Origin of the sequence: Jannaschia seohaensis, from assembly GCF_900116765.1 — a bacterium.
In the GTDB taxonomy this organism is placed as follows: domain Bacteria; phylum Pseudomonadota; class Alphaproteobacteria; order Rhodobacterales; family Rhodobacteraceae; genus Jannaschia; species Jannaschia seohaensis.
Genome location: NZ_UETC01000004.1, coordinates 201,280 through 219,768 on the forward strand (window position 1 = coordinate 201,280; position 18,489 = coordinate 219,768).

Sequence of the window (18,489 nt, forward strand, 5' to 3'; positions counted from 1 at the left end):
ATCCCCCCGTCTTGCAACTGATCTCCCGGATGGCGATAGTCGCGCGCGCGCCGGGATAGGACAAGGCCGATGACCGACAAACCTTTGCGCGCCGCCGCCTGCATCCTGACGGCGATGGCAATCGTCGGCCTGATCGATCAATACATCCGCCTTGTGGCCGAACAGTCGAGCCTGTGGACATTTCACTTGCTGCGCAGCCTGCTGATGTGGGCGATCGTCCTGGGCTGGGCGCTGGCCGTCGGCCGGCGACTGAAGGTGGTGAGCTGGCGGGGGCTGGCGGGGCGCTCGGCGGCGGTCTCGGTGGCGATGATGATCTACTTCGCGGCGCTGGGCTTCTTGCCCGTGGCGCAGGTGGCGGCAGGGCTGTTCACCGCGCCGCTCTGGATCCTGTTCATGGCGACGGCCTTCGGGCAGAGCATCGGGCCGGTGCGGGTGACGGCGGCGCTGGTGGGCTTTCTCGGGGTGGTCCTGGTGCTGTCGCCGGACCCGTCGAACCTGTCGCCGCTGGCATTGGCGCCGGTCCTCGCGGGGCTGTTCTACGGCATCGGCGCGCTGGCCACCCGGGCGTGGTGCGGGGCCGAGGGGACGGTGGAGATGAGCCTTGGCGTGTTCACCGCGATGGGGCTCTGGGGGCTGGGCGGCGTGCTGGTAATGGGGGGCGGGGACGACTACCTCACCCGCGGCTGGGTGATGCCGGACGCGACCGTCTCGGGCGTGATCGTGATGCAGGCGCTGGGCTCGCTGGTGGCGGTGCTGTTGCTGACCCGAGGCTATCAGCTGGCCGAGGCTTCGGTGGCGTCGCTCTTCGAATATTCGGTGCTGGGGTTCTCGGCGCTGTTCGGCTGGCTGGTCTGGTCCGAGACGATGGGGCCGCTGGGCCTGCTGGGCCTGGCGCTGATCGCGGCGGGGGGCGGCGTCGTCGCGATCCGGGGGGAGCGGGCGGCGGCATGATCGTCTCACCCGGGCGCGGCTATGTCTTCGTGCATATCCCAAAGACCGGCGGCACGTCGATGGCGCTGGCGCTGGAGGACCGGGCGCGGGCCGACGACATCCTCATCGGCGACACGCCCAAGGCCCGGCGGCGGCGCGGGCGCCTTAAGGGCGTGCGAGTGGCCGGGCGGCTGTGGAAGCATTCGAAACTGCGCGATATTCGCGGCCTGCTACCCGAGGCCGAGCTGGCCCGGCTCCGCCCGGTCACTCTGGTGCGCAACCCGTGGGACCGGATGGTGAGCTACTACCATTGGCTGCGGGTCCAGAGCTTCGACCACCCGGCGGTCGCCTTGGCGAAGGCCACGGATTTCGCCGGCTTCCTGCGGGATCGGGAGTTGGGGGAGATGCTGCGCCGCAATCCCTATTCCTCATATGTACGAGGTGGTTGCGACCCGATCTTCATCCGGTTGGAGCATCTGGCGGAAGACCTGCCCTCCTTCGAGAGCTTGCTTGGGTTTCGGATCGAGATGCCTGTGGCCAATCGCTCCGCGCGGGCTGCGGATTGGCGCGGCTATTACGACGCGGAGACGCGCGTGCGGGTCTCGGAGATCTGCGCCGCCGATATCGCGGCCTTCGGCTACCGGTTCGAGCAGGCTCATCGAGCCTGACGGCTCTCTTCGCCCTAGTGGACCTTCCAGACCGTCTCGGTCGAGCGGCCCCGCTTGGTCTGCATGACCACCGTGTTGCCGCGCATCCAGAGCAGGGCGCAATCCTGCTCTACCTCGATCCCGTCGATCCGGGTGCGGTGGCAGAGCGCGCCCTCGTGCCAGATCCAGCCGCCGGTGATGACCGAGCTGTCCTGGCGGCCGCCCAGCCCGCCATTTCCGCCGAAAAGGCGCGTGCCGCCGAACTCGTCGACAAGGGTTCGATCCGCGATGTTGGCCCGGAACATCTCTTCCGAGGTGATCCGGGCGAAGTCCGCCTGCGCGGCGGTGGAGAGGGTGGCGGCCGCAAGCGCGGCCAGGGCTAGAAGTTTCATTTCCCGATCCCATTCCTCTGGGGGGCTGCCCGGTCAGGCTGCCCGTCGAATGGGGCTGAAAGATGAAACGATGCCGGAAAAATCGGGTGACCGTTTCGAAAAGCGGTGCGTTCGGGCCACGCCGCGGAGGGCGCGGCCCGTGGGGCAGGGGTCAGGCGGCCGCGGCCTGGCTGCCGTCGTAGAAGCGGGTGCCGGCCTCGGCCATTTGCGTCAGCAGGGCCGGCGTGGCGAAGCGGGGCCCGTGCTTGGCGGCCAGCGCGCCGGTCGTCTCGACCGCCCAATCGGCGCCGACCATGTCGAGCCAGGAGAAGGGGCCGCCGGACCAGGGCGCGAAGCCCCAGCCCAGGATCGCGCCGACATCGCCTTCGCGGATATCCGTCAGCACGCCGTCTTCCAGCGCACGCACGGCTTCCAGCACTTGCGCGAACATCAGCCGGTTCTGCACCTCGTGCAGGTCGGGCTGGTCCTCCACCAAAGGGTAGTGGCGCCCGAGTTCGCCCCAGAGCCCCTGACGCTTGCCGCTCGCATCATAGTCATAGAAGCCCGCATTGGCCTTGCGGCCAAGACGCCCCGCCTCGGCGAAGGCAAAGAGCACCTCGTCCACCGCGCCGTCCGGATAGGCGTCGCCCATCGCGGCCTTCGTCGCCTTGGCGATTTTGACGCCCAGGTCGATCGAGGTCTCGTCCACCAGTTGCAGCGGCCCCAGCGGGAAGCCCAGCAGCTTCGCCGCGTTCTCGATCAGCGCGGGGTTCACCCCCTCGCCGACCATGCGGATCCCCTCGTTGATATAGGGGATGATGCAGCGGTTGGCGTAGAAGAAGCGGGCGTCGTTGACGACGATGGGCGTCTTGCGGATCTGGCGCACGTAGTCGAGCGCCTTGGCCACCGCGCGGTCGCCGGTCTCCTGGCCCTTGATGATCTCGACCAGCAGCATCTTGTCGACCGGCGAGAAGAAGTGGATGCCGATGAACTGACCGGGCCGCGCGCTGGCCTTGGCCAGCTCGGTGATCGGCAGGGTGGAGGTGTTTGTCGCGAAGATGCAGTCGGGCCCGACCACGGCTTCGACCTTCCGCGTCATCTCGGCCTTGACGGCGACGTCCTCGAAGACGGCCTCGACCACCAGGTCGCAGCCCTTCAGCGCCTCCAGGTCGGTGGTCGCCGCGATCCGGCCCAGCACCTCGGCTTTCTTCTCCTCGGTGACCTTCCTGCGCTTGATGCCCTTGTCGAGCAGCCCCTCGCTATAGGACTTGCCCTTGTCGGCGGCGGCCTGCTCGCGGTCGATGAGCACGACCTCGATGCCGGCATTGGCCGAGACATAGGCGATGCCCGCACCCATCATGCCTGCGCCGATCACGCCGAGCTTGCGCACCGTCTGGTCGTCGACCTGGGGCCGGTTCGCCCCCTTCTCCAGAGCCTCCTTATTGATGAAGAGCGACCTGATCATCGCCTCGGAGGTCGGGTTCATCAGGACATGGGTGAACCAGCGCGCCTCGATCTTGAGCGCCGTGTCGAACGGGACCAGCGCGCCCTCGTAGACGGCCGACAGCAGCGCCTTGGCCGCTGGATAGACGCCTTGGGTCTTGCCGTTGACCATGGCCGAAGCGCCCACGAAGGTCATGAAGCCCGCCGGGTGATAGGGCGCGCCGCCGGGCATCTTGTAGCCCTTCGCGTCCCAGGGCTTCACCAGATCCGCGTCCTTGGCCGACAGCACCCAGGCGCGGGCATCGGCCATCGGGTCGGCGCTGACCTCGTCGATCAGGCCCGCGGCCTTGGCCTTCTTCGGGTCGCTCAGCTTGCCTTCCAGCAGGAAGGGGGAGGCCCCCATCGCGCCCAGCTTGCGCACCAGCCGGGTCGTGCCGCCCATGCCGGGGAAGATGCCGACCAGGATCTCGGGCAGGCCGATCTTGGCCTTGGGGTTGTCGGCGGCGAAGATGCGATGGCAGGCCAGCGGGATCTCCAGCCCGATGCCCAGCGCGGTGCCGGGCAGCACGCAGGCGATCGGCTTGCCGCCCTTGAGCGTCTTGGGGTCCATCCCCGCCCGCTCGATCTTGCGCAGGATGCCATGTGACCGCATCAGCCCGTCCATCAGGCCCTGGGCCGGGTTCTCGCCGGCGCTGGCCTTCATCTTGGCGATGACGTTGAGGTCCATGCCGCCGGCGAAGCTGTCTGGCTTGCCGGAGGTGATGACGATGCCGCGGACGGCGTCATCGGCCAGCGCGCGGGTCAGGCAATCGTCCAGCTCGTCCCAGCCTTCGAGGCTGAGCACGTTCATGGACTTGCCCTTCACGTCCCAGGTGATCGTCGCGATGCCGTCGGCATCGGTGGAGAGGGTGAAATCGGTCATATCTGAGTGTCCTGCCTGGCAAGGGGCGTCATTTCGCTGAGGTGAGGCCGGCTGCTGTGGTATCGGGCGGGATCTTCGCGGGGTTCACCGCGGTCCAGATCCCGACGCCGAGCCATTTGCCGCCCTGCCGCGTCAGACACAGGCGGCCGGTATAGGGCGGCACGATATAGCCGCCGCCGCGCAGCACGAAGGTGGTGTGGGTGCCCAGAATGCGGTCGGTGTCGTCGATGTCGAAGGACGCGCTCTGGCAGACGCGGAGATAGGCTGTCGCACCGACCTTATCGAGTTGGTCGCGCACGGCGAAGGCGTGACGGCGGAATGCGTCCGGCGTCTCGATGGATTGGGCCTTGTCCCCATAGAGGACTTTGTGGGGATAGCTCATCAAGCCCGTCAGCGTGTCCCAGTCGCGGGACCAGACCGCCTCGGAGGCGCGGTCGAGATGCGCCTGGTAAAGGGCAACGGGATCGTCAGTCACTTCTTCGTTCCTTCGAAATGCGATGGGTTTCCCCCGTCCACGGGGACCTTCCATCGGCCCGCTGGCGACAGACCCGCAATCGTGGAATTGCGCGCAAGCGTCTGGAGTTTCGCGGCCCGCCAGCGCCCCTCCGTCTGCACCAGCAGCAACCGGTTGTCATAGGGCGGCACCACGTAGGTCCCGCCGCGCAGGACATAGGAGCGGTGGGTGCCAAGGATTCGGCTGGGGTCGAGCGGGTCCACCTGCGCCGTCTGGCACAGCCGGTAGAAGCTCTGCGCGCCCTGCCGCAGAAGGCTGTCATGCAAGGACTTCAGGTTCTCCAGCATCTGCTCGCGGCTGATGTCCTCGGCCATCGCGTCGAGCATGATGATCGCGTTGGGAAAGACCATGTGCTCGCAGATCTCCTCGTACTGTCCGCGCCAGAGCAGGTCGCAGACGGTGTCGAGATAATTCTGGTAGATGGCGACGGCGTCCGTCATCACACTCGCTCGATGATGGTCGCGGCGCCCATGCCGGAGGCGACGCAAAGCGTGGCGAGACCCACTCCCTTATCGGCGCGCTCCATCTCGTCGAGCAGCGTGCCGATGATGATCGCGCCCGAAGCACCTAGCGGGTGCCCCATGGCGATGGCGCCGCCATTGACGTTGAGCTTACCGTGGTCGACGTCGAAGGCCTGCATGAAGCGCAGCACCACCGAAGAGAACGCCTCGTTCACCTCGAAGAGATCGATATCGCCGATGGCCATGCCGCTATCGGCGAGGATCTTTTCGGTCACGGGTACCGGACCGGTCAGCATGATGGTCGGATCGGTGCCGATCTTGGCGGTGGCCTTGATGCGCGCGCGGGGCTTGAGGCCCCATTTCTCCCCGAACGCCTTGGAGCCCAGCAGCAGACCCGCCGCGCCGTCCACGATGCCGGAGGAATTGCCGGCGGTGTGGACGTGGTTGATCGCCGCCAGATGCGGGTATTTCATCAGCGCGACCTTGTCGAAGCCGGGCATGGTGGTGCCCATCGCCTCGAAGGCGGGGTTGAGTGCGCCCAGCGACTGCATGTCGGTGCCGGGCCGCATGTATTCGTCACGGTCCAGGATCGGCAACCCGTTGATGTCGCGCACGGTGAAGACCGACTTGGCGAAGCGCCCGTCCTCCCAGGCGGCGGCGGCGCGCTTCTGGCTCTCGACGGCGAAGGCATCGGCGTCGTCGCGGCTGAAGCCGTATTCGGTGGCGATGATGTCGGCCGAGATCCCCTGCGGCACGAAATAGCTGTCCATCGCGATCGAGGGGTCGACCGCCACCGCCGCCCCGTCCGAGCCCATGGGCACCCGGCTCATGCACTCCACGCCGCCTGCGATATAGCCCGCACCCGCGCCGCCCCGGATTTGATTGGCGGCGAGGTTCACCGCCTCCATGCCGCTGGCGCAGAAACGGTTGATCGACAGCCCCGGGATTCGCTCGTCGAGCGTGGACGCCAGAACGGCGGTCCGCGCGAGGCAGCCGCCCTGTTCGCCGACCTGCGTAGCGTTGCCCCAGATCACGTCCTCGACCGCGTGGCCCTCGAACCCGTTCCGGTCCTTGAGCGTGTCGAGCACCTGTGCGGAGAGGCGGGCGGCGGTGACTTCGTGCAAGCTCCCGTCCTTGCGCCCCTTACCGCGCGGGGTGCGGATGGCGTCGTAGATATAGGCGTCGGTCATTTCGGGACTCCTTCGCGGTCGGACGGACGTCCGGGCATGAGATCGTAGGGATGTTTCCAGCCGGGCAGGGCGGCGATGCGGTCCAGCCAGGCGTCGATATGCGGCCAGTCGGCACGGTCGAAGCCGAAGGGCTCGGGATAGTACAGATAGCCGCAGCAGGAGAGGTCGGCATTGGTCACGCCATCGCCCACGATCCAGTCGCGGCGCTCCAGATGGCGGTTGAGAGTGTCGTACGCGGCCTTGAGGCGGCCTTGAGAGAAGGCGATCACCTCCTGCGGGCGCTTTTCGGCAGGGAGGAAGTTCATCAGGAAGCGGGTCATGCCGATTTGGGAGCTCAGCTTGTGATTGTCCCACAGCACCCAGCGCAGCACGTCATAGCGCTCCCCTTCGGCGCCGCCGAACTTGCCCGTGCGGTCGGTGATCCATTGCTGGATCGCCCCGGACTGGCTGAGCCGGAACTCGCCATCGACCAGCACCGGGGCCTCGCCCATCACGTTTTCGGTACGCCATTCCGGAGTGCGGGCCTGGCCGCCGAAGAAATCGACGAAGACCGGCTCCCAGTCGAGGCCCGACAGCTCGAGCGCGAGCGCGGCCTTGTAGCTGTTTCCGGACTCTCCGAAGCAGTGGAGCTTGATGGACATGGCGCGCCTCCTCCCAAAGGTCAGGGCCGGTGGTGAGGACGGGACCGGGGGGCTTTCCACCCCCCGGCCCCCCCCGAGGATATTTATGCAGGGAAGAAAGGAGCGGCCCGTTAATCTTAACGCAACCTTTCCGCTTCATCCCTTGTCTTGCGGTACAGGCGGGGACGCCGATGACCGTCAGGGGAGAAGGCGCAGCTTTCTCCGATCCGGGGGCGGCTTCGCCGGGCGTCCCGCCTCCGGGTCTTCTTCCCTGCTCAAATATCCCCGCCGGAGGCATCCGGCCTCTCTGCCCGCGCGGCCCGGAACTCTCGAAGGCGCCGCGCCAGGGCGGTCGGCTCCGCGATCCGGTCCAGGTTCTCCAGCAGGAAGGTCAGCGCCTCGTCCTCGCTCAACCCGGTCTCGGCCGCGAAGGTCCGCAGCCGGCGATGGCCCGGTTCTGTGATCCGCGCCCGTGACGGACGTGTCATCCGTGGAGCAGGGTGCGCCATCCGGTCTCCTTCCGTAGGGCGGGGATGTCCCCGCCTTCGCTTCAGAACGCGGTCGCCTCCAGGCCCATGATCGTCTCGGGGCCGGTCTGGATGCGCCCGAGATGCATCGCCGTCGCCGGAAGCTGGCGCGCCATGTAGTAGCGGCCCGTGGCGATCTTGGCCTCGAGGAAGTCGCGGTCGGCGCCGTCCTTCTTCAGCCCCTCCATCGCGGCCTTGGCCATCCGCGCCCACATCAGTCCCAGGCAGACATGCCCCATCATGTGCATGAAGTCGTAGCTTCCCGCCAGCGCCGCGTTCGGATTCTTCATGCCGTTTTGCATGAAATACATGCCCGCGGCCTGGAGATCCTTGGACGCGGCCTTGAGCGGCGCGACGAAGCCCTTCATCTCGTCGCCGTCGTTTTCCTTGCAGAAGGTCTTGACCATCTCGAAGAAGGCCATGACGTGCTTGCCGCCGTCCTGCGCCAGCTTGCGGCCGACGAGGTCCAGCGCCTGCACGCCGTTCGCGCCCTCGTAGATCATGGCGATCCGCGCATCGCGCGCGAATTGCGACATGCCCCACTCCTCGATATAGCCGTGGCCGCCATAAACCTGCTGCGCGGCGGTCGCGTATTCGAAGCCCTTGTCGGTCAGGAACCCTTTGATGACCGGGGTGAGCAGAGAGATGAGGCCGTCGGCGTCCTTGTCTTCCAGCCTGTGGGCGCGGTCGATCATCGTTGCGCCCCAGAAAGTGAACGCGCGGGCGCCCTCCACGAAGGACTTCTGGTCCATCAGGTTTCGGCGGATGTCCGGGTGCACGATCAGCGGGTCGGCGGGGCCGTCGGGGTTCTTGACGCCGGTGACGTCGCGGCCTTGCAGTCGGTCGAGCGCATAGGCCAGCGCGTTCTGATACGCGATCTCGGACTGGGCGTATCCTTGCAGACCCACGCCCAGCCGCGCCTCGTTCATCATCGTGAACATCGCGCGCATGCCTTTGTGCTCCTGCCCCAGCAGATAGCCCGTGGCCCCGTCGTAATTCATCACGCAGGTGGAGTTCCCGTGGATCCCCATCTTCTCCTCGATCTTGCCGACCGAGACGCCGTTCCGCGCGCCGAGATTGCCTTCGTCGTCGACCAGGATCTTCGGCACGATGAAAAGCGAGACGCCCTTGATGCCCTCGGGCGCGCCCTCGATCTTGGCCAGCACGAGGTGGACGATGTTGTCAGCCATGTCGTGATCGCCGGCGGAGATGAAGATCTTCTGCCCGGTGATCTTGTAAGTGCCGTCCGTCTGCGGGACGGCCTTGGTGCGCATCATGCCCAGATCGGTGCCGGCATGGGGCTCCGTCAGGTTCATGGTGCCGGTCCACTCGCAGCTATGCATTTTTGGCAGCCACTTGGCTTTCTGCGCCTCGGTGCCATGGGCCAGGATCGCGGAGGCGGCGCCGTGGGTCAGGCCGTAATACATGTTGAAGGCCATGTTGGAGGCCGACAGGATCTCGCCCGCGATGGTGTAGGAGAGATAGGGCAGGCCCTGGCCGCCGAACTCTTCGGGGGCGTCGAGCGCGGTCCAGCCGCCGTCGCGCAGCTGGTCGAAGGCGTCCTTGAAACCATCGGGCGTGCGCACGACGCCGTTTTCCAGGGTGCAGCCTTGCCGGTCGCCCACCATGTTGAGAGGGTGGATGACTTCGGTCGCCAACTGCCCAAGCGTGTCGATGATCGCCCCGGTGAACTCGGCATCCATGTCGGAATAGCCCGGCACGTCCTGGGTGCTGATCTCCAGCAGGTCATGCAGGACGAACTGCATGTCCTTTGCGGGGGCGGTATAGCTGGGCATCGAAGTCCTCCTCGGGTCCCGAACGCGGGGGGCGTGTCGTTGGGTTGGGCTTAGCCGGCCTTGCGTTGCTGCATCTGCGCGAGCATCTTCTCGCCCCAGCGCAGCTGCTCCTCCAGGTCCGCGATCGCCGCGTTAAGCTCGTCGCGCTGGGCGACCATGCCGGCCAGGCGCTGACGGCCGATTTCGTAGCTGCGGGCGAGTTGGGTCATCTGACCGTCGCCCAGATCGTAAAGGTCGAGAAGCTGGCGGATTTCCTCCAGCGAAAAGCCGAAGCGCTTGCCGCGCAGGATCAGTTTCAGGCGGGCCCGGTCGCGGCGGGTGAAGAGGCGCTTCTGCCCCTCTCGCTTGGGAAACAGAAGTTCCTTCGCCTCGTAAAAGCGGAGGGTGCGCGGCGTCACCTCGAACTCGTCGCACATCTGTCGGATCGTCATCAACGTCTCGGCCATCTCGGTCGTCTTCCTGTCGCGGTTCACATTGCCCCTTGTCGTAGGGGCATTTGCGGACCGCAACACCGTCTTACAAGACTTCTTTACGTTGACGTAATCGAGACGTTACGTCACCTGAAAGCTGACGTAACTTCCGGTCTAGGGACCGGGGGGGCGGGCAAAGTCCTTGCGTGCCGAAGCGCCGCGTCGTCGGGGGGCCTGCGGTCAGTCGTCCGACCCGGTTGACCGGTCGCTCTGGTCCAGATCCATCAAGACGGTGTCCCGCAGGTCCGACAGCTCCTGGATGGCGTCGTCCAAATGGCGGCGGCGCAGGGTCAACTCCTCCAGCTGGCTCTCGGCCAGTTCGATCCAGCGCAGTTTCTGCGTCCGACCCTCGGGGTCGGAGTCGTAAAGCTCCAGCCATTGGCGGATTTCCTCCAGGGAGAAGCCGAATTTCCGCCCTCGGAGGATGAGGGTCATGCGGGCAATCTCCCGCGGGCCATAGAAGCGCGCGCGGCCGTCGCGTTCCGGAAAGAGAAGCTCGATGTATTCATAGTGCCGCAGCGTCCGCGGGGTGACGTCAAACCGCGCGCACATCTGCTTCATGTCGAGCCGTTCGGTCATCTCGGCCTCCCTCCCCCGGCGGACGGTGTCATAGGGGCGTTCCCATGTCCACGGTGCGGCGCCGGTCGGCGGGGGCTTGCCGGTCGGGGCGCGCTCGGTCAGGAACGTGCCATGACCGATGCCGCCGACCGCAACCGCCTCGCCCTGCAATTCATCTCCGCGCTTCCGCATTGCCGGGCCCTGTCGATGCGGGTCGACGAGGCGGCGGACGGCATGGCGGTGCTGTCTATGCCCTGGGCCGAAGAGCTGGTGGGCGATCCGCGGACGGGGGTCATACATGGCGGTGCGATCTCGGCGCTGATGGACACTTCCGGGGGCGCGGCGGTGCTGTGCCATCCGGAGGCCGCGGTCTCCACCGCGACCATGGATCTGCGGATCGACTACATGCGCGCCGCCACCCCGCGGGAGCGGATCACGGCCCGCGCCCATTGCCACCACGTCACCCGCTCGGTCGCCTTCGTACGGGCCGAGGCCTTCGACGAGAGCGGGGACGGCCCGGTGGCGGTGGCCAACGGCGCCTTTACCATCGACCGGGGGGACCGGACATGAAGCGCCCCGAGCCGATCCAGGTCGTCAAGCAGCGGCGCGACGGCGCCTTGGCCGCTCTGGTGGGCGGCGTGCCTTATGCGCGCTTCCTGGGCATTACCTTCGACCGGCGCGGCGATGAGCTGACCGGGGTGCTGAGTTTCGACCAGAAGCTGATCGGCAACCCGGTCCTGCCGGCGCTCCATGGCGGCGTCACGGCGGCCTTTCTAGAGGTGACGGCCATCGTCACGCTGAGCTGGGCGATGATCTGGGACGATCTGGAGTCGGGTCGGCTGGATGTCGAGACGCTCAGCCCCGAGACGCTGCCCCGCCTGCCCAAGACCATCGACTTCTCGGTGGACTACCTGCGCTCCGGCCTGCCGCGGGACGCCTATGGGCGGGCGCGGCTCAACCGGTCGGGGCGGCGCTATGCCTCGGTCCATGTCGAGGCGTGGCAGGACAACCGCGCGCGGCTCTTCGCGCAAGGCACCGGCCATTTCCTGATGCCCCGGCGCGACGCGTGAGCGAGGTCTCTCACCGGCGGGTCCTGCGGATCGCCATTCCGGTCGTTCTGTCGAACGCGACCATCCCGCTGCTGGGCGCGGTCGATACCGGCGTCGTGGGTCAGATGGGGGAGGCGGTGCCCATCGCCGCCGTGGGCATCGGCGCCATCGCGCTGACCTCGATCTACTGGATCTTCGGCTTTCTGCGGATGGGCACCACGGGGATGACGGCCCAGGCCATCGGCGCGGGGGACGAGGCGGAGACGGTGGCGCTCCTGTCGCGCGCGCTGCTGATCGCGGGCGTGGCGGGGGCGGGGCTCATCGGGCTGCAATCAGCCCTCTTCGCCGGGGCCTTCGCGCTGTCGCCGGCGACGCCCGCCGTCGAGGCGTCGGCGCGGGATTACATGAGCATCCGCATCTGGTCGGCCCCCGCCGCCATCGCCGTCTACGGCATCACCGGATGGCTGATCGCGGCGGAGCGGACCGGCGCGGTGCTGGCCCTGCAACTGGTGATGAATGGCGGCAACATGGCCCTGAGCCTGTGGCTGGGGCTCGGCCTGGGCTGGGGCGTGACCGGCGTGGCCTGGGCGACCTTCGCGTCAGAATGGGTCGGCGCGGGGCTGGGCCTGTGGCTCTGCCGTGGGGCCTTGCGCGTGCCGGCTTGGCGGGATCCGGCGCGGGTCTTCGACGCCGTCCGGCTGAAGCGGATGATGGCGGTGAACGGGGACATCCTGATCCGGTCGGTCCTGCTCCAGGCGACATTCCTGTCCTTCGTCTTCGTCGGCGCGCGGTTCGGCACGGCGACGCTGGCGGCCAACCAGGTGCTGCTGCAGTTCATTTACATCATGGCCTATGCGCTGGACGGGTTCGCCTTTGCCGCAGAGGCGCTGGTGGGCCAGGCCTTCGGCGCGCGGGCGCGGGCGCGGCTGCGCCGGGCGGTCGTGGTGACAGGGATATGGGGCGCGGGGATGGCCGCGGGGCTGGCGGCGGGCTACGCGCTGGGCGGGGTGGCTCTGATCGAGACGCTGGCCACCGACCCGGAGGTGCGGGCGGCGGCGGCGGCCTTCCTCCCTTGGGCGGTGCTGGGGCCGCTGGTGGGCGTCTGGTCCTTCATGCTGGACGGCATCTTCATCGGGGCGACCCGCACGAGGGACATGCGCAACATGATGGCGGTGAGCTTTGCGGTCTATGTCGGCGCCGCGCTGGTGCTGGTGCCCTGGCTGGGCAATCACGGGCTTTGGGCGGCGCTGACCATATCGTTCCTGGCGCGGGCGGCGACGCTGGGGCTGCGCTACCCGGCGTTGGAGGCGGCGGCGGAGGCCGGGGGGCCAGCCCCCCGGGCCCCCCGGGATATTTGATCAGGGAAGAAGGGGCGGGGGCTTCGGGCAGGGCATACGGGCGTCAGAGCCAGCGGTCGCGGTCGGTGCCGACGGCCTCGGCCACATTGGCGAAGCCGTCCCGGGCCAGGAGGCGGTCGAGGCCGGTGGCGAGGCGGGCGGCGAGGCTGGGACCCTCGTAGACGAGCGCCGTGTAGAGCTGAACGGCCGAGGCCCCGGCGCGGATCTTCGCATAGGCCTGGGCCGGGGTGCCGATGCCGCCGACGCCGATCAGCGGTTTGTCCGTGAGGGTCGAGAGGCGGGCCAGGACGCGGGTCGACTTCTCGAAGAGCGGCTGACCGGACAGGCCGCCCGCTTCGTCGCGATGGGGGGAGGTCAGCCCGGCGCGGTCGAGCGTCGTGTTGGTGGCGATGATCGCATCGACGGGAGCGGCGGCGCGGGCGATGTCTGCCAGTTCCGCCTCGGTCAGGTCGGGCGCGATCTTGAGCAGGATGGGGATGCGCCGGGGCAGGGCGTCGCGAGCGGCGAGAACCCCGGCCAGGAGCGCCGTGAGTGCTTGGGGCCCTTGGAGGTCGCGCAGGCGTTCGGTGTTGGGGCTGGAGACGTTGACGGTGGCGAAATCCACATGCGCGCCGCAGGTCTTGAGGACCTGCGCGAAATCCGCCGCGCGGTCGGCGCTGTCCTTGTTCGCGCCGAGGTTCAGCCCGATCACGGCGCCCTTGGGGCGCTTGGCGAGGCGGGTGGCGATGGCCTCGGCCCCGTCATTGTTGAAGCCGAAGCGGTTGATCGCGGCGCGGTCCTCGGTCAGGCGGAAGAGGCGCGGGCGGGGATTGCCGGGCTGGGGGCGCGGGGTTGCGGCGCCGACCTCCAGGAAGCCGAAGGCGGTGCGCGACAGGGGGGCGAGCGCCGTGGCGTTCTTGTCGAACCCCGCCGCGAGGCCGATCGGATTGGGCAGCTTGAGCCCCGCGACCTCGCAGGCGAGGCGGGGCGAGGTGAGAGGTCCGCCCTTTGGCCCAAGCCCGGCGTTCAGCGCGGTCAGCGCCAGCGCATGCGCCCGCTCCGGGTCGAGCCGGCGCAGCGCGGCGAGGCCCAGGCGCTCGATCATGCGAGGCCGGCGGGGAAGCGGTGGGTGCCGTCGATCAGCGGCAGGGGCTGTGCCCAGGCAACCTGATCGAGACGCAGCGGCGCGTAGAGATGGGGGAAGTCGGCGCCTCCGCGGGACGGCTCCCATTTCAGGCTGCTGCCCAGGGCGGCCTCCTCGCAGGCGATGAGCCACAGGCCCTCCACCCCGGCGAAATGCTTTGCTGCCGTTTCCGGCGCCTGAGCCGCGGTGGAGAAGTGGATGAACCCGTCCGCGAGGTCCACGGGCGCGCCCAGCGTCGTCTCGTCCGCCGTGAGCGATTCCCATTCGGGCGTTCTGAATATCTTGTAGATCATGCTTTGGGCTCTGCCGCGCCGGTGCCGCCCCGTCAAGCGAGGCGGGACGTCATATCGCTTTGACACCGGCGCGCCACCTTTGCAGGATCCGCTATCGTTCAACGGGGAGTTCACGAAGATGAACAGATTACTGACCGCAACGGCCGCCCTGGCTCTCACGGCCGGCATGGCCGCCGCAGACGGCCACGCAGCCTATACGCTGCACATTCTGCATTACAACGACATGCACAGCCGCATCCAGCCGATCAACCGGTTCGATTCGACCTGTAATGCCGAGGACGACGCGGCCGGCGAGTGCTTTGGCGGCGCGGCGCGGCTGAAGGCCGCCATCGACATGAAGCGCGCGGAGCTGGCGGGCGAGAACGTCCTGGTGATGGACGCGGGCGACCAGCTCCAGGGCTCGCTGATGTTCACCGTCTATAACGGCGATGCCGAGGCGGAGATGGTCAACGCCATCGCGCCGGACGTGTTCTCGGTGGGCAACCACGAGTTCAACAAGGGCGACGGCAATCTGGCGCGGGTCATCGACCTGATGACCGTCCCGGTCGTCTCCGGAAACCTGGACCTGTCGGGCAACGAGACGTTGAAGGACAAGATCGGCGACACGCTGGTGCTGGAGGTCGGCGGCGCACGGATCGGCATCGTCTCGGCGCTGGCCACGGACACGGCGGAGACGTCGTCGCCCAGCGACACCGTGATCTTCATGGACGAGGCCGAGAGCATCGCGCAGGACGTGGCCACCCTGACCGCGGACGGTATCGACAAGATCATCGCGCTCACCCATGTCGGCTTTCCGATGGACCAGCGCATCGCCGAGGGCGGGGTCGAGGGGCTCGACGCCATCGTCGGCGGGCACAGCCACACGCTTCTGTCGAATACGGTGGAAGGCGCGCCCGCCTATCCGACCATGGTGGGCGGCGTGCCGATCGTGCAGGCCGGGGCCTATTCCAAGTATCTGGGTCATCTGACCCTGGTCTTCGATGCGGATGGCAACGTCATCGAGGCCACCGGCGACACGATGCTGCTGGACGCGTCGGTGGAACCGGACGCCGAGGTCGCCGCGCGCGTGGCCGAGCTGGTCGCGCCGATCCAGGAGATGCAGGAAGAGGTCGTGGGCCAGTCCGCCGGCTTCATCGAGGGCGACCGCTCGGTCTGCCGGGCGATGGAATGCGCGATGGGCAACCTGGTGGCCGACGCCATGCTCGACCGCGTGAAGGACCAAGGCGTGCAGATCGCCATCCAGAACGGCGGGGGCCTGCGCGCCTCCATCGACGAGGGCGAGATCACCATGGGTGAGATCGTCACTGTGCTGCCGTTCCAGAACACGCTGGCCACCTTCGAGCTGACCGGCGCCGAGGTGATCGAGGCGCTGGAGAACGGCGTGAGCCAGGTCGAGGAAGGCGCGGGCCGCTTCCCGCAGGTCGCGGGCATCACCTATACCGCCGATCTGTCGGCCGAGCCGGGCAGCCGGATCGTCTCGGTTATGATCGACGGGGCCGAGATCGACCCCGAGGCGACCTATGGCGTGGTCAGCAACAACTACATGCGCGGCGGCGGCGACGGCTATTCGGTCTTCGAGGGGGGCCGCAACGCCTATGATTACGGCCCGGGCCTGGAGCAAGTCGTGATCGACTACATCGCGGCGCAGGGCGGCGCCTATGAGCCCTATACCGATGGGCGCATCACGCTGAACTGAGCTTTGACTCCCGCCGGGTCCGGGGCCTCAGTGCCTCGGGCCCGGCTCACAACGCCCTTTCCGCAGCGATGGCATGCCGATACAGCGTGTGTCCAAGTGCGGGTTTCAACCGAAGGGGGCAGAGGATGCTGGCACCTACTCCAGCAAATCAGGCGCAGCGCCTTGCCGCGATCCGCGAGTTCGATCTGGGCGCCCAGGTCCACACGCAGCGCCTCGCCGGGCTGGTGGACCTGGCTTCCCAGATTACGGATTGCCCCATCGCGCTCATCTCCATCGTCCGCGAGGAGGGGCAGAGCTTCGAGGCTGCCTGCGGGTTGGATGTGGAGGGCACGGATCTGCAACGCTCCGTCTGTTCCTTTGCGATCCTGCAAGAGGACATTCTTGAAATCGAGGACATGCGCGCCGATCCCCGCACGGCCGATAACCCTCTGGTCACGGATCCCGCCGACCCGCTGCTGTTTTATGCGGGCGCGCCGATCGTGACCGCGGATGGGGTCGTCCTGGGGTCGCTTTGTGTGCTCGACCGGCGGCCCCGGCGGCTGGGCGACCAGCAGCGGCAGGCGCTGCGGGTTCTGGCCGATCAGGCGATGCGCATGCTGGAGCTCCACAAGGCGCTACGCGCGGCGGACGAGTTGCGGCGCGAGGCCGATCATCGCGTCAAGAACAGCCTCGCCTCCATCGCCGCCATGACCCGGATGACCGCCCGCCGCTCCAAAAGCGAGGAGACCAAGGCCGCGCTCGCGCAGGTCGAGGCGCGGATCGCCGCAACCTCCGCGCTCCATCGGGAGCTCTACCGTCAGGATATCGGCGCTGAGGGGATCGAGGTCTCGGACTACATCGCCCAGATCGTGCGCCACTTGGCCGAGACGGCGCCCGAAGAGATCGCCATCTCCTGCCGGATCGAGCCGCTACGCTTGCGGGGCACGCAGGCCTCGGCGCTCGGGCTGTTGATCAACGAGATGGTGTCGAATGCGATCAAGCACGGCTTCCCGGAGGAGCGGCCGGGCTCGATCCGTGTCGTCGGGCGGCTCGACGAGGCGCAGACCTATGTCTTGACCTGCACCGACGATGGGATCGGCGGGGCGGCCAAGCCGAGCAGTTCGGGCCTTGGGGGGCGGCTGATGCAGGCATCCGCGCTGCAACTCGGCGGGACGATGGAGCACGGGCCGCGCACGGACGGAGCCGGCTACCTTGCGGAACTGCGATTCATGCCGCCGCTGCCGGCGGACTGATCCGGCATGTGCGGCCGCTACGCGCTCACGCTTCCGCAGGATGCGATGGTGCAGATGTTCGACGCGATCCCCGCCAACGATCTGCCGGAGGGGCCGCGCTGGAACATCTGCCCGACGACGCAGATCCCGGTCGTGCGCGCCGGGGCGGAGCGGCGGGCGCTGGTCTCGATGCGCTGGGGGTTCCTGCCGCACTGGTACAAGACGCCGACGGATGGCCCTCTTCTCATCAACGCCCGCGCCGAGACCGTCGCGGAGAAGCCCGCCTTCCGCGCCGCCTGCCGGGAGCGGCGCTGCCTCGTCCCGGCCACCGGCTTCTACGAATGGGTGAAGACCGAGGACGGCACGCGGCTGCCCTGGTATTTCCATGCCGCCGATGGCGGGCTGCTGGTCTTTGCCGGGATCTGGCAGGATTGGGGGCCGGACCGGATCGCCACCTGCGCCATCGTCTCCTGCGCGGCGGGGCCGACAATGCGCGAGATCCACCACCGGGAGCCGGTGACGCTGGCGCCCGAGGACTGGCCGCTCTGGCTCGGCGAGGCGGAGGGCAAGGCTGCGCCGCTGATGCGGGCCGCGCCGGAGGGCAGGATCGCGCGCTATCGCGTGTCCCGGGCCGTCAACTCCAACCGCGCCGAGGGGCCGGAGCTGATCGATCCGCTGATCGACGAGGACGACGCGTAAGACGACGCGTCAAACGTGGTGCGACCCGCGTGTGGAACACGCGGGTCGACCGGTCTTCGGGAGAGAGAGTAAGGAAGAGACCCGTCCGAGGGACCCGATGGGGGGAGGGGAACTGGTCGACCCCGTCCGCGTCGCTGCCTTAAGGTCATGTATGCCGTCCGAATGTGGCCCGAATGAGGCGCGTGGGGGCCATGTCGGGGTCAATCCTAGGATAACTGAATCTTTGTTGCAGCACCGGCGACGGCGCCTTTCGGTACCGATACGGCCGCGCAACGCGCTCACACGGTGCAATGCAGCAGGGCGGACATGCTCAGCGGGAAGGCGATGGCGCTGCTGCCGACCAGAAGCAGCAAGGGTTTCACCCCGTAATGCAGACGGCCCGCCTTTCGAGATTTCCAGGCCAGGACGAGCAGCGCGACGAGGATCGGGGCCAGAAGGGCCAGCGTCCCCAAGCTGCCGACAAGGCCTCCGACGCAGGCCCCGTCGGACAGGATATCCCGGCTCGAAGAGAAAACCGCGAAGATCGCCAGGAAGATCTGAGCGGCTGCGACCGCAATGGCCGGACCCCAAACCTTCGGCGGTTCCTGCTGCATGGGTCGTCTTTCCCGGCT

At 67.8% G+C, this 18,489-nt stretch carries 21 protein-coding genes; 8 read left to right on the forward strand and 13 right to left on the reverse strand.

Annotated elements, in window-relative coordinates; genetic code table 11:
• Nucleotides 1-69 precede the first annotated feature (69 nt).
• Together DTQ71_RS11240 and DTQ71_RS11245 are read left to right on the forward strand one after the other, a co-directional pair.
• Nucleotides 70-951, forward strand: a complete 882-nt coding sequence (locus DTQ71_RS11240) for a DMT family transporter (protein WP_109564387.1) — start codon at nucleotides 70-72, stop codon at nucleotides 949-951.
• A complete protein-coding gene (locus tag DTQ71_RS11245; RefSeq protein WP_109564388.1) occupies nucleotides 948-1,598 on the forward strand; it encodes a sulfotransferase family protein in 651 nt (216 codons plus the stop codon). Before DTQ71_RS11240 ends, DTQ71_RS11245 begins: the two co-directional genes overlap by 4 nt.
• Before the next feature lie 14 nt (nucleotides 1,599-1,612).
• Here DTQ71_RS11245 and DTQ71_RS11250 read toward each other — a convergent pair whose 3' ends face one another.
• From DTQ71_RS11250 to DTQ71_RS11295, 10 genes are all read right to left on the reverse strand, one after another.
• Entirely contained in the window at nucleotides 1,613-1,969 is a 357-nt protein-coding gene (locus DTQ71_RS11250; protein ID WP_109564389.1) for a hypothetical protein, read from the reverse strand.
• Nucleotides 1,970-2,120: 151 nt separating this feature from the next.
• Nucleotides 2,121-4,313 (reverse strand): 3-hydroxyacyl-CoA dehydrogenase NAD-binding domain-containing protein, encoded by a 2,193-nt coding sequence (locus tag DTQ71_RS11255; RefSeq protein ID WP_109564390.1) that lies wholly within the window; start codon nucleotides 4,311-4,313, stop codon nucleotides 2,121-2,123.
• Between the two features lie 28 nt (nucleotides 4,314-4,341).
• Nucleotides 4,342-4,788 carry a hypothetical protein gene (locus tag DTQ71_RS11260; RefSeq protein WP_109564391.1) on the reverse strand — a complete coding sequence of 149 codons (447 nt, stop codon included), beginning with the start codon at nucleotides 4,786-4,788 and terminating at the stop codon, nucleotides 4,342-4,344.
• Nucleotides 4,785-5,267, reverse strand: a complete 483-nt coding sequence (locus DTQ71_RS11265; RefSeq protein ID WP_109564392.1) for a hypothetical protein — start codon at nucleotides 5,265-5,267, stop codon at nucleotides 4,785-4,787. Before DTQ71_RS11265 ends, DTQ71_RS11260 begins: the two co-directional genes overlap by 4 nt.
• Nucleotides 5,267-6,478, reverse strand: a complete 1,212-nt coding sequence (locus tag DTQ71_RS11270; protein WP_109564393.1) for an acetyl-CoA C-acetyltransferase — start codon at nucleotides 6,476-6,478, stop codon at nucleotides 5,267-5,269. The genes DTQ71_RS11265 and DTQ71_RS11270 overlap by 1 nt, the downstream gene beginning before the upstream one ends.
• Nucleotides 6,475-7,119 (reverse strand): glutathione S-transferase family protein, encoded by a 645-nt coding sequence (locus tag DTQ71_RS11275; RefSeq protein WP_109564394.1) that lies wholly within the window; start codon nucleotides 7,117-7,119, stop codon nucleotides 6,475-6,477. Before DTQ71_RS11275 ends, DTQ71_RS11270 begins: the two co-directional genes overlap by 4 nt.
• Before the next feature lie 254 nt (nucleotides 7,120-7,373).
• Entirely contained in the window at nucleotides 7,374-7,586 is a 213-nt protein-coding gene (locus tag DTQ71_RS11280; protein ID WP_109564395.1) for a hypothetical protein, read from the reverse strand.
• Nucleotides 7,587-7,648: 62 nt separating this feature from the next.
• A complete protein-coding gene (locus DTQ71_RS11285) occupies nucleotides 7,649-9,421 on the reverse strand; it encodes an acyl-CoA dehydrogenase (RefSeq protein ID WP_109564396.1) in 1,773 nt (590 codons plus the stop codon).
• A gap of 50 nt (nucleotides 9,422-9,471) precedes the next feature.
• Complete coding sequence (locus DTQ71_RS11290; protein ID WP_109564397.1) at nucleotides 9,472-9,867, reverse strand: MerR family transcriptional regulator; 396 nt, start codon at nucleotides 9,865-9,867, stop codon at nucleotides 9,472-9,474.
• Between the two features lie 204 nt (nucleotides 9,868-10,071).
• Nucleotides 10,072-10,470 carry a MerR family transcriptional regulator gene (locus DTQ71_RS11295; RefSeq protein ID WP_109564510.1) on the reverse strand — a complete coding sequence of 133 codons (399 nt, stop codon included), beginning with the start codon at nucleotides 10,468-10,470 and terminating at the stop codon, nucleotides 10,072-10,074.
• Nucleotides 10,471-10,581: 111 nt separating this feature from the next.
• On the opposite strand from DTQ71_RS11295, the gene DTQ71_RS11300 reads away from it, so the two are divergent.
• From DTQ71_RS11300 to DTQ71_RS11310, 3 genes are read left to right on the forward strand one after another with little or no spacing between them, the layout of a single operon-like run.
• The gene (locus DTQ71_RS11300; protein ID WP_109564398.1) at nucleotides 10,582-11,019 is read left to right on the forward strand and encodes a PaaI family thioesterase; all 438 of its coding nucleotides are present in this window, start codon (nucleotides 10,582-10,584) and stop codon (nucleotides 11,017-11,019) included.
• Nucleotides 11,016-11,519 (forward strand): PaaI family thioesterase, encoded by a 504-nt coding sequence (locus tag DTQ71_RS11305; protein ID WP_109564399.1) that lies wholly within the window; start codon nucleotides 11,016-11,018, stop codon nucleotides 11,517-11,519. The genes DTQ71_RS11300 and DTQ71_RS11305 overlap by 4 nt, the downstream gene beginning before the upstream one ends.
• On the forward strand, nucleotides 11,516-12,856 hold the full coding sequence (locus DTQ71_RS11310) for an MATE family efflux transporter (protein ID WP_109564400.1): 1,341 nt from the start codon (nucleotides 11,516-11,518) through the stop codon (nucleotides 12,854-12,856). The genes DTQ71_RS11305 and DTQ71_RS11310 overlap by 4 nt, the downstream gene beginning before the upstream one ends.
• A 43-nt stretch (nucleotides 12,857-12,899) precedes the next feature.
• On the opposite strand, the gene DTQ71_RS11315 is transcribed toward DTQ71_RS11310, so the two are convergent.
• On the reverse strand, nucleotides 12,900-13,940 hold the full coding sequence (locus DTQ71_RS11315) for a quinone-dependent dihydroorotate dehydrogenase (RefSeq protein WP_109564401.1): 1,041 nt from the start codon (nucleotides 13,938-13,940) through the stop codon (nucleotides 12,900-12,902).
• On the reverse strand, nucleotides 13,937-14,272 hold the full coding sequence (locus DTQ71_RS11320) for a DUF952 domain-containing protein (protein ID WP_109564402.1): 336 nt from the start codon (nucleotides 14,270-14,272) through the stop codon (nucleotides 13,937-13,939). The genes DTQ71_RS11315 and DTQ71_RS11320 overlap by 4 nt, the downstream gene beginning before the upstream one ends.
• Nucleotides 14,273-14,390: 118 nt before the next feature.
• On the opposite strand from DTQ71_RS11320, the gene DTQ71_RS11325 reads away from it, so the two are divergent.
• The 3 genes from DTQ71_RS11325 (at nucleotide 14,391) to DTQ71_RS11335 (ending at nucleotide 17,878) form a co-directional block, all read left to right on the forward strand.
• Nucleotides 14,391-15,968 (forward strand): bifunctional metallophosphatase/5'-nucleotidase, encoded by a 1,578-nt coding sequence (locus tag DTQ71_RS11325; protein WP_109564511.1) that lies wholly within the window; start codon nucleotides 14,391-14,393, stop codon nucleotides 15,966-15,968.
• Nucleotides 15,969-16,093: 125 nt separating this feature from the next.
• Entirely contained in the window at nucleotides 16,094-17,200 is a 1,107-nt protein-coding gene (locus tag DTQ71_RS11330) for a histidine kinase dimerization/phosphoacceptor domain -containing protein (RefSeq protein WP_170125402.1), read from the forward strand.
• 6 nt (nucleotides 17,201-17,206) lie between these two features.
• Nucleotides 17,207-17,878: an SOS response-associated peptidase gene (locus DTQ71_RS11335; RefSeq protein WP_109564404.1), complete on the forward strand. Its 672-nt coding sequence runs from the start codon at nucleotides 17,207-17,209 to the stop codon at nucleotides 17,876-17,878.
• A 278-nt stretch (nucleotides 17,879-18,156) separates the two neighbouring features.
• Here DTQ71_RS11335 and DTQ71_RS11340 read toward each other — a convergent pair whose 3' ends face one another.
• On the reverse strand, nucleotides 18,157-18,471 hold the full coding sequence (locus tag DTQ71_RS11340) for a hypothetical protein (protein ID WP_109564405.1): 315 nt from the start codon (nucleotides 18,469-18,471) through the stop codon (nucleotides 18,157-18,159).
• Nucleotides 18,472-18,489 lie beyond the last annotated feature (18 nt).

Excerpts from the sequence above, each read along its gene's own strand:
- DTQ71_RS11300 (WP_109564398.1), top strand. The coding sequence starts at position 10,582 with ATGACCGATGCCGCCGACCGCAACCGCCTCGCCCTGCAATTCATCTCC.
- DTQ71_RS11265 (WP_109564392.1), bottom strand. The coding sequence starts at position 5,267 with ATGACGGACGCCGTCGCCATCTACCAGAATTATCTCGACACCGTCTGC.
- DTQ71_RS11305 (WP_109564399.1), top strand. The coding sequence starts at position 11,016 with ATGAAGCGCCCCGAGCCGATCCAGGTCGTCAAGCAGCGGCGCGACGGC.
- DTQ71_RS11245 (WP_109564388.1), top strand. The coding sequence starts at position 948 with ATGATCGTCTCACCCGGGCGCGGCTATGTCTTCGTGCATATCCCAAAG.
- DTQ71_RS11335 (WP_109564404.1), top strand. The coding sequence starts at position 17,207 with ATGTGCGGCCGCTACGCGCTCACGCTTCCGCAGGATGCGATGGTGCAG.
- DTQ71_RS11280 (WP_109564395.1), bottom strand. The coding sequence starts at position 7,586 with ATGACACGTCCGTCACGGGCGCGGATCACAGAACCGGGCCATCGCCGG.
- DTQ71_RS11270 (WP_109564393.1), bottom strand. The coding sequence starts at position 6,478 with ATGACCGACGCCTATATCTACGACGCCATCCGCACCCCGCGCGGTAAG.
- DTQ71_RS11240 (WP_109564387.1), top strand. The coding sequence starts at position 70 with ATGACCGACAAACCTTTGCGCGCCGCCGCCTGCATCCTGACGGCGATG.
- DTQ71_RS11320 (WP_109564402.1), bottom strand. The coding sequence starts at position 14,272 with ATGATCTACAAGATATTCAGAACGCCCGAATGGGAATCGCTCACGGCG.
- DTQ71_RS11285 (WP_109564396.1), bottom strand. The coding sequence starts at position 9,421 with ATGCCCAGCTATACCGCCCCCGCAAAGGACATGCAGTTCGTCCTGCAT.
- DTQ71_RS11340 (WP_109564405.1), bottom strand. The coding sequence starts at position 18,471 with ATGCAGCAGGAACCGCCGAAGGTTTGGGGTCCGGCCATTGCGGTCGCA.
- DTQ71_RS11315 (WP_109564401.1), bottom strand. The coding sequence starts at position 13,940 with ATGATCGAGCGCCTGGGCCTCGCCGCGCTGCGCCGGCTCGACCCGGAG.
- DTQ71_RS11325 (WP_109564511.1), top strand. The coding sequence starts at position 14,391 with ATGAACAGATTACTGACCGCAACGGCCGCCCTGGCTCTCACGGCCGGC.
- DTQ71_RS11290 (WP_109564397.1), bottom strand. The coding sequence starts at position 9,867 with ATGGCCGAGACGTTGATGACGATCCGACAGATGTGCGACGAGTTCGAG.
- DTQ71_RS11255 (WP_109564390.1), bottom strand. The coding sequence starts at position 4,313 with ATGACCGATTTCACCCTCTCCACCGATGCCGACGGCATCGCGACGATC.
- DTQ71_RS11330 (WP_170125402.1), top strand. The coding sequence starts at position 16,094 with ATGCTGGCACCTACTCCAGCAAATCAGGCGCAGCGCCTTGCCGCGATC.
- DTQ71_RS11275 (WP_109564394.1), bottom strand. The coding sequence starts at position 7,119 with ATGTCCATCAAGCTCCACTGCTTCGGAGAGTCCGGAAACAGCTACAAG.
- DTQ71_RS11250 (WP_109564389.1), bottom strand. The coding sequence starts at position 1,969 with ATGAAACTTCTAGCCCTGGCCGCGCTTGCGGCCGCCACCCTCTCCACC.
- DTQ71_RS11295 (WP_109564510.1), bottom strand. The coding sequence starts at position 10,470 with ATGACCGAACGGCTCGACATGAAGCAGATGTGCGCGCGGTTTGACGTC.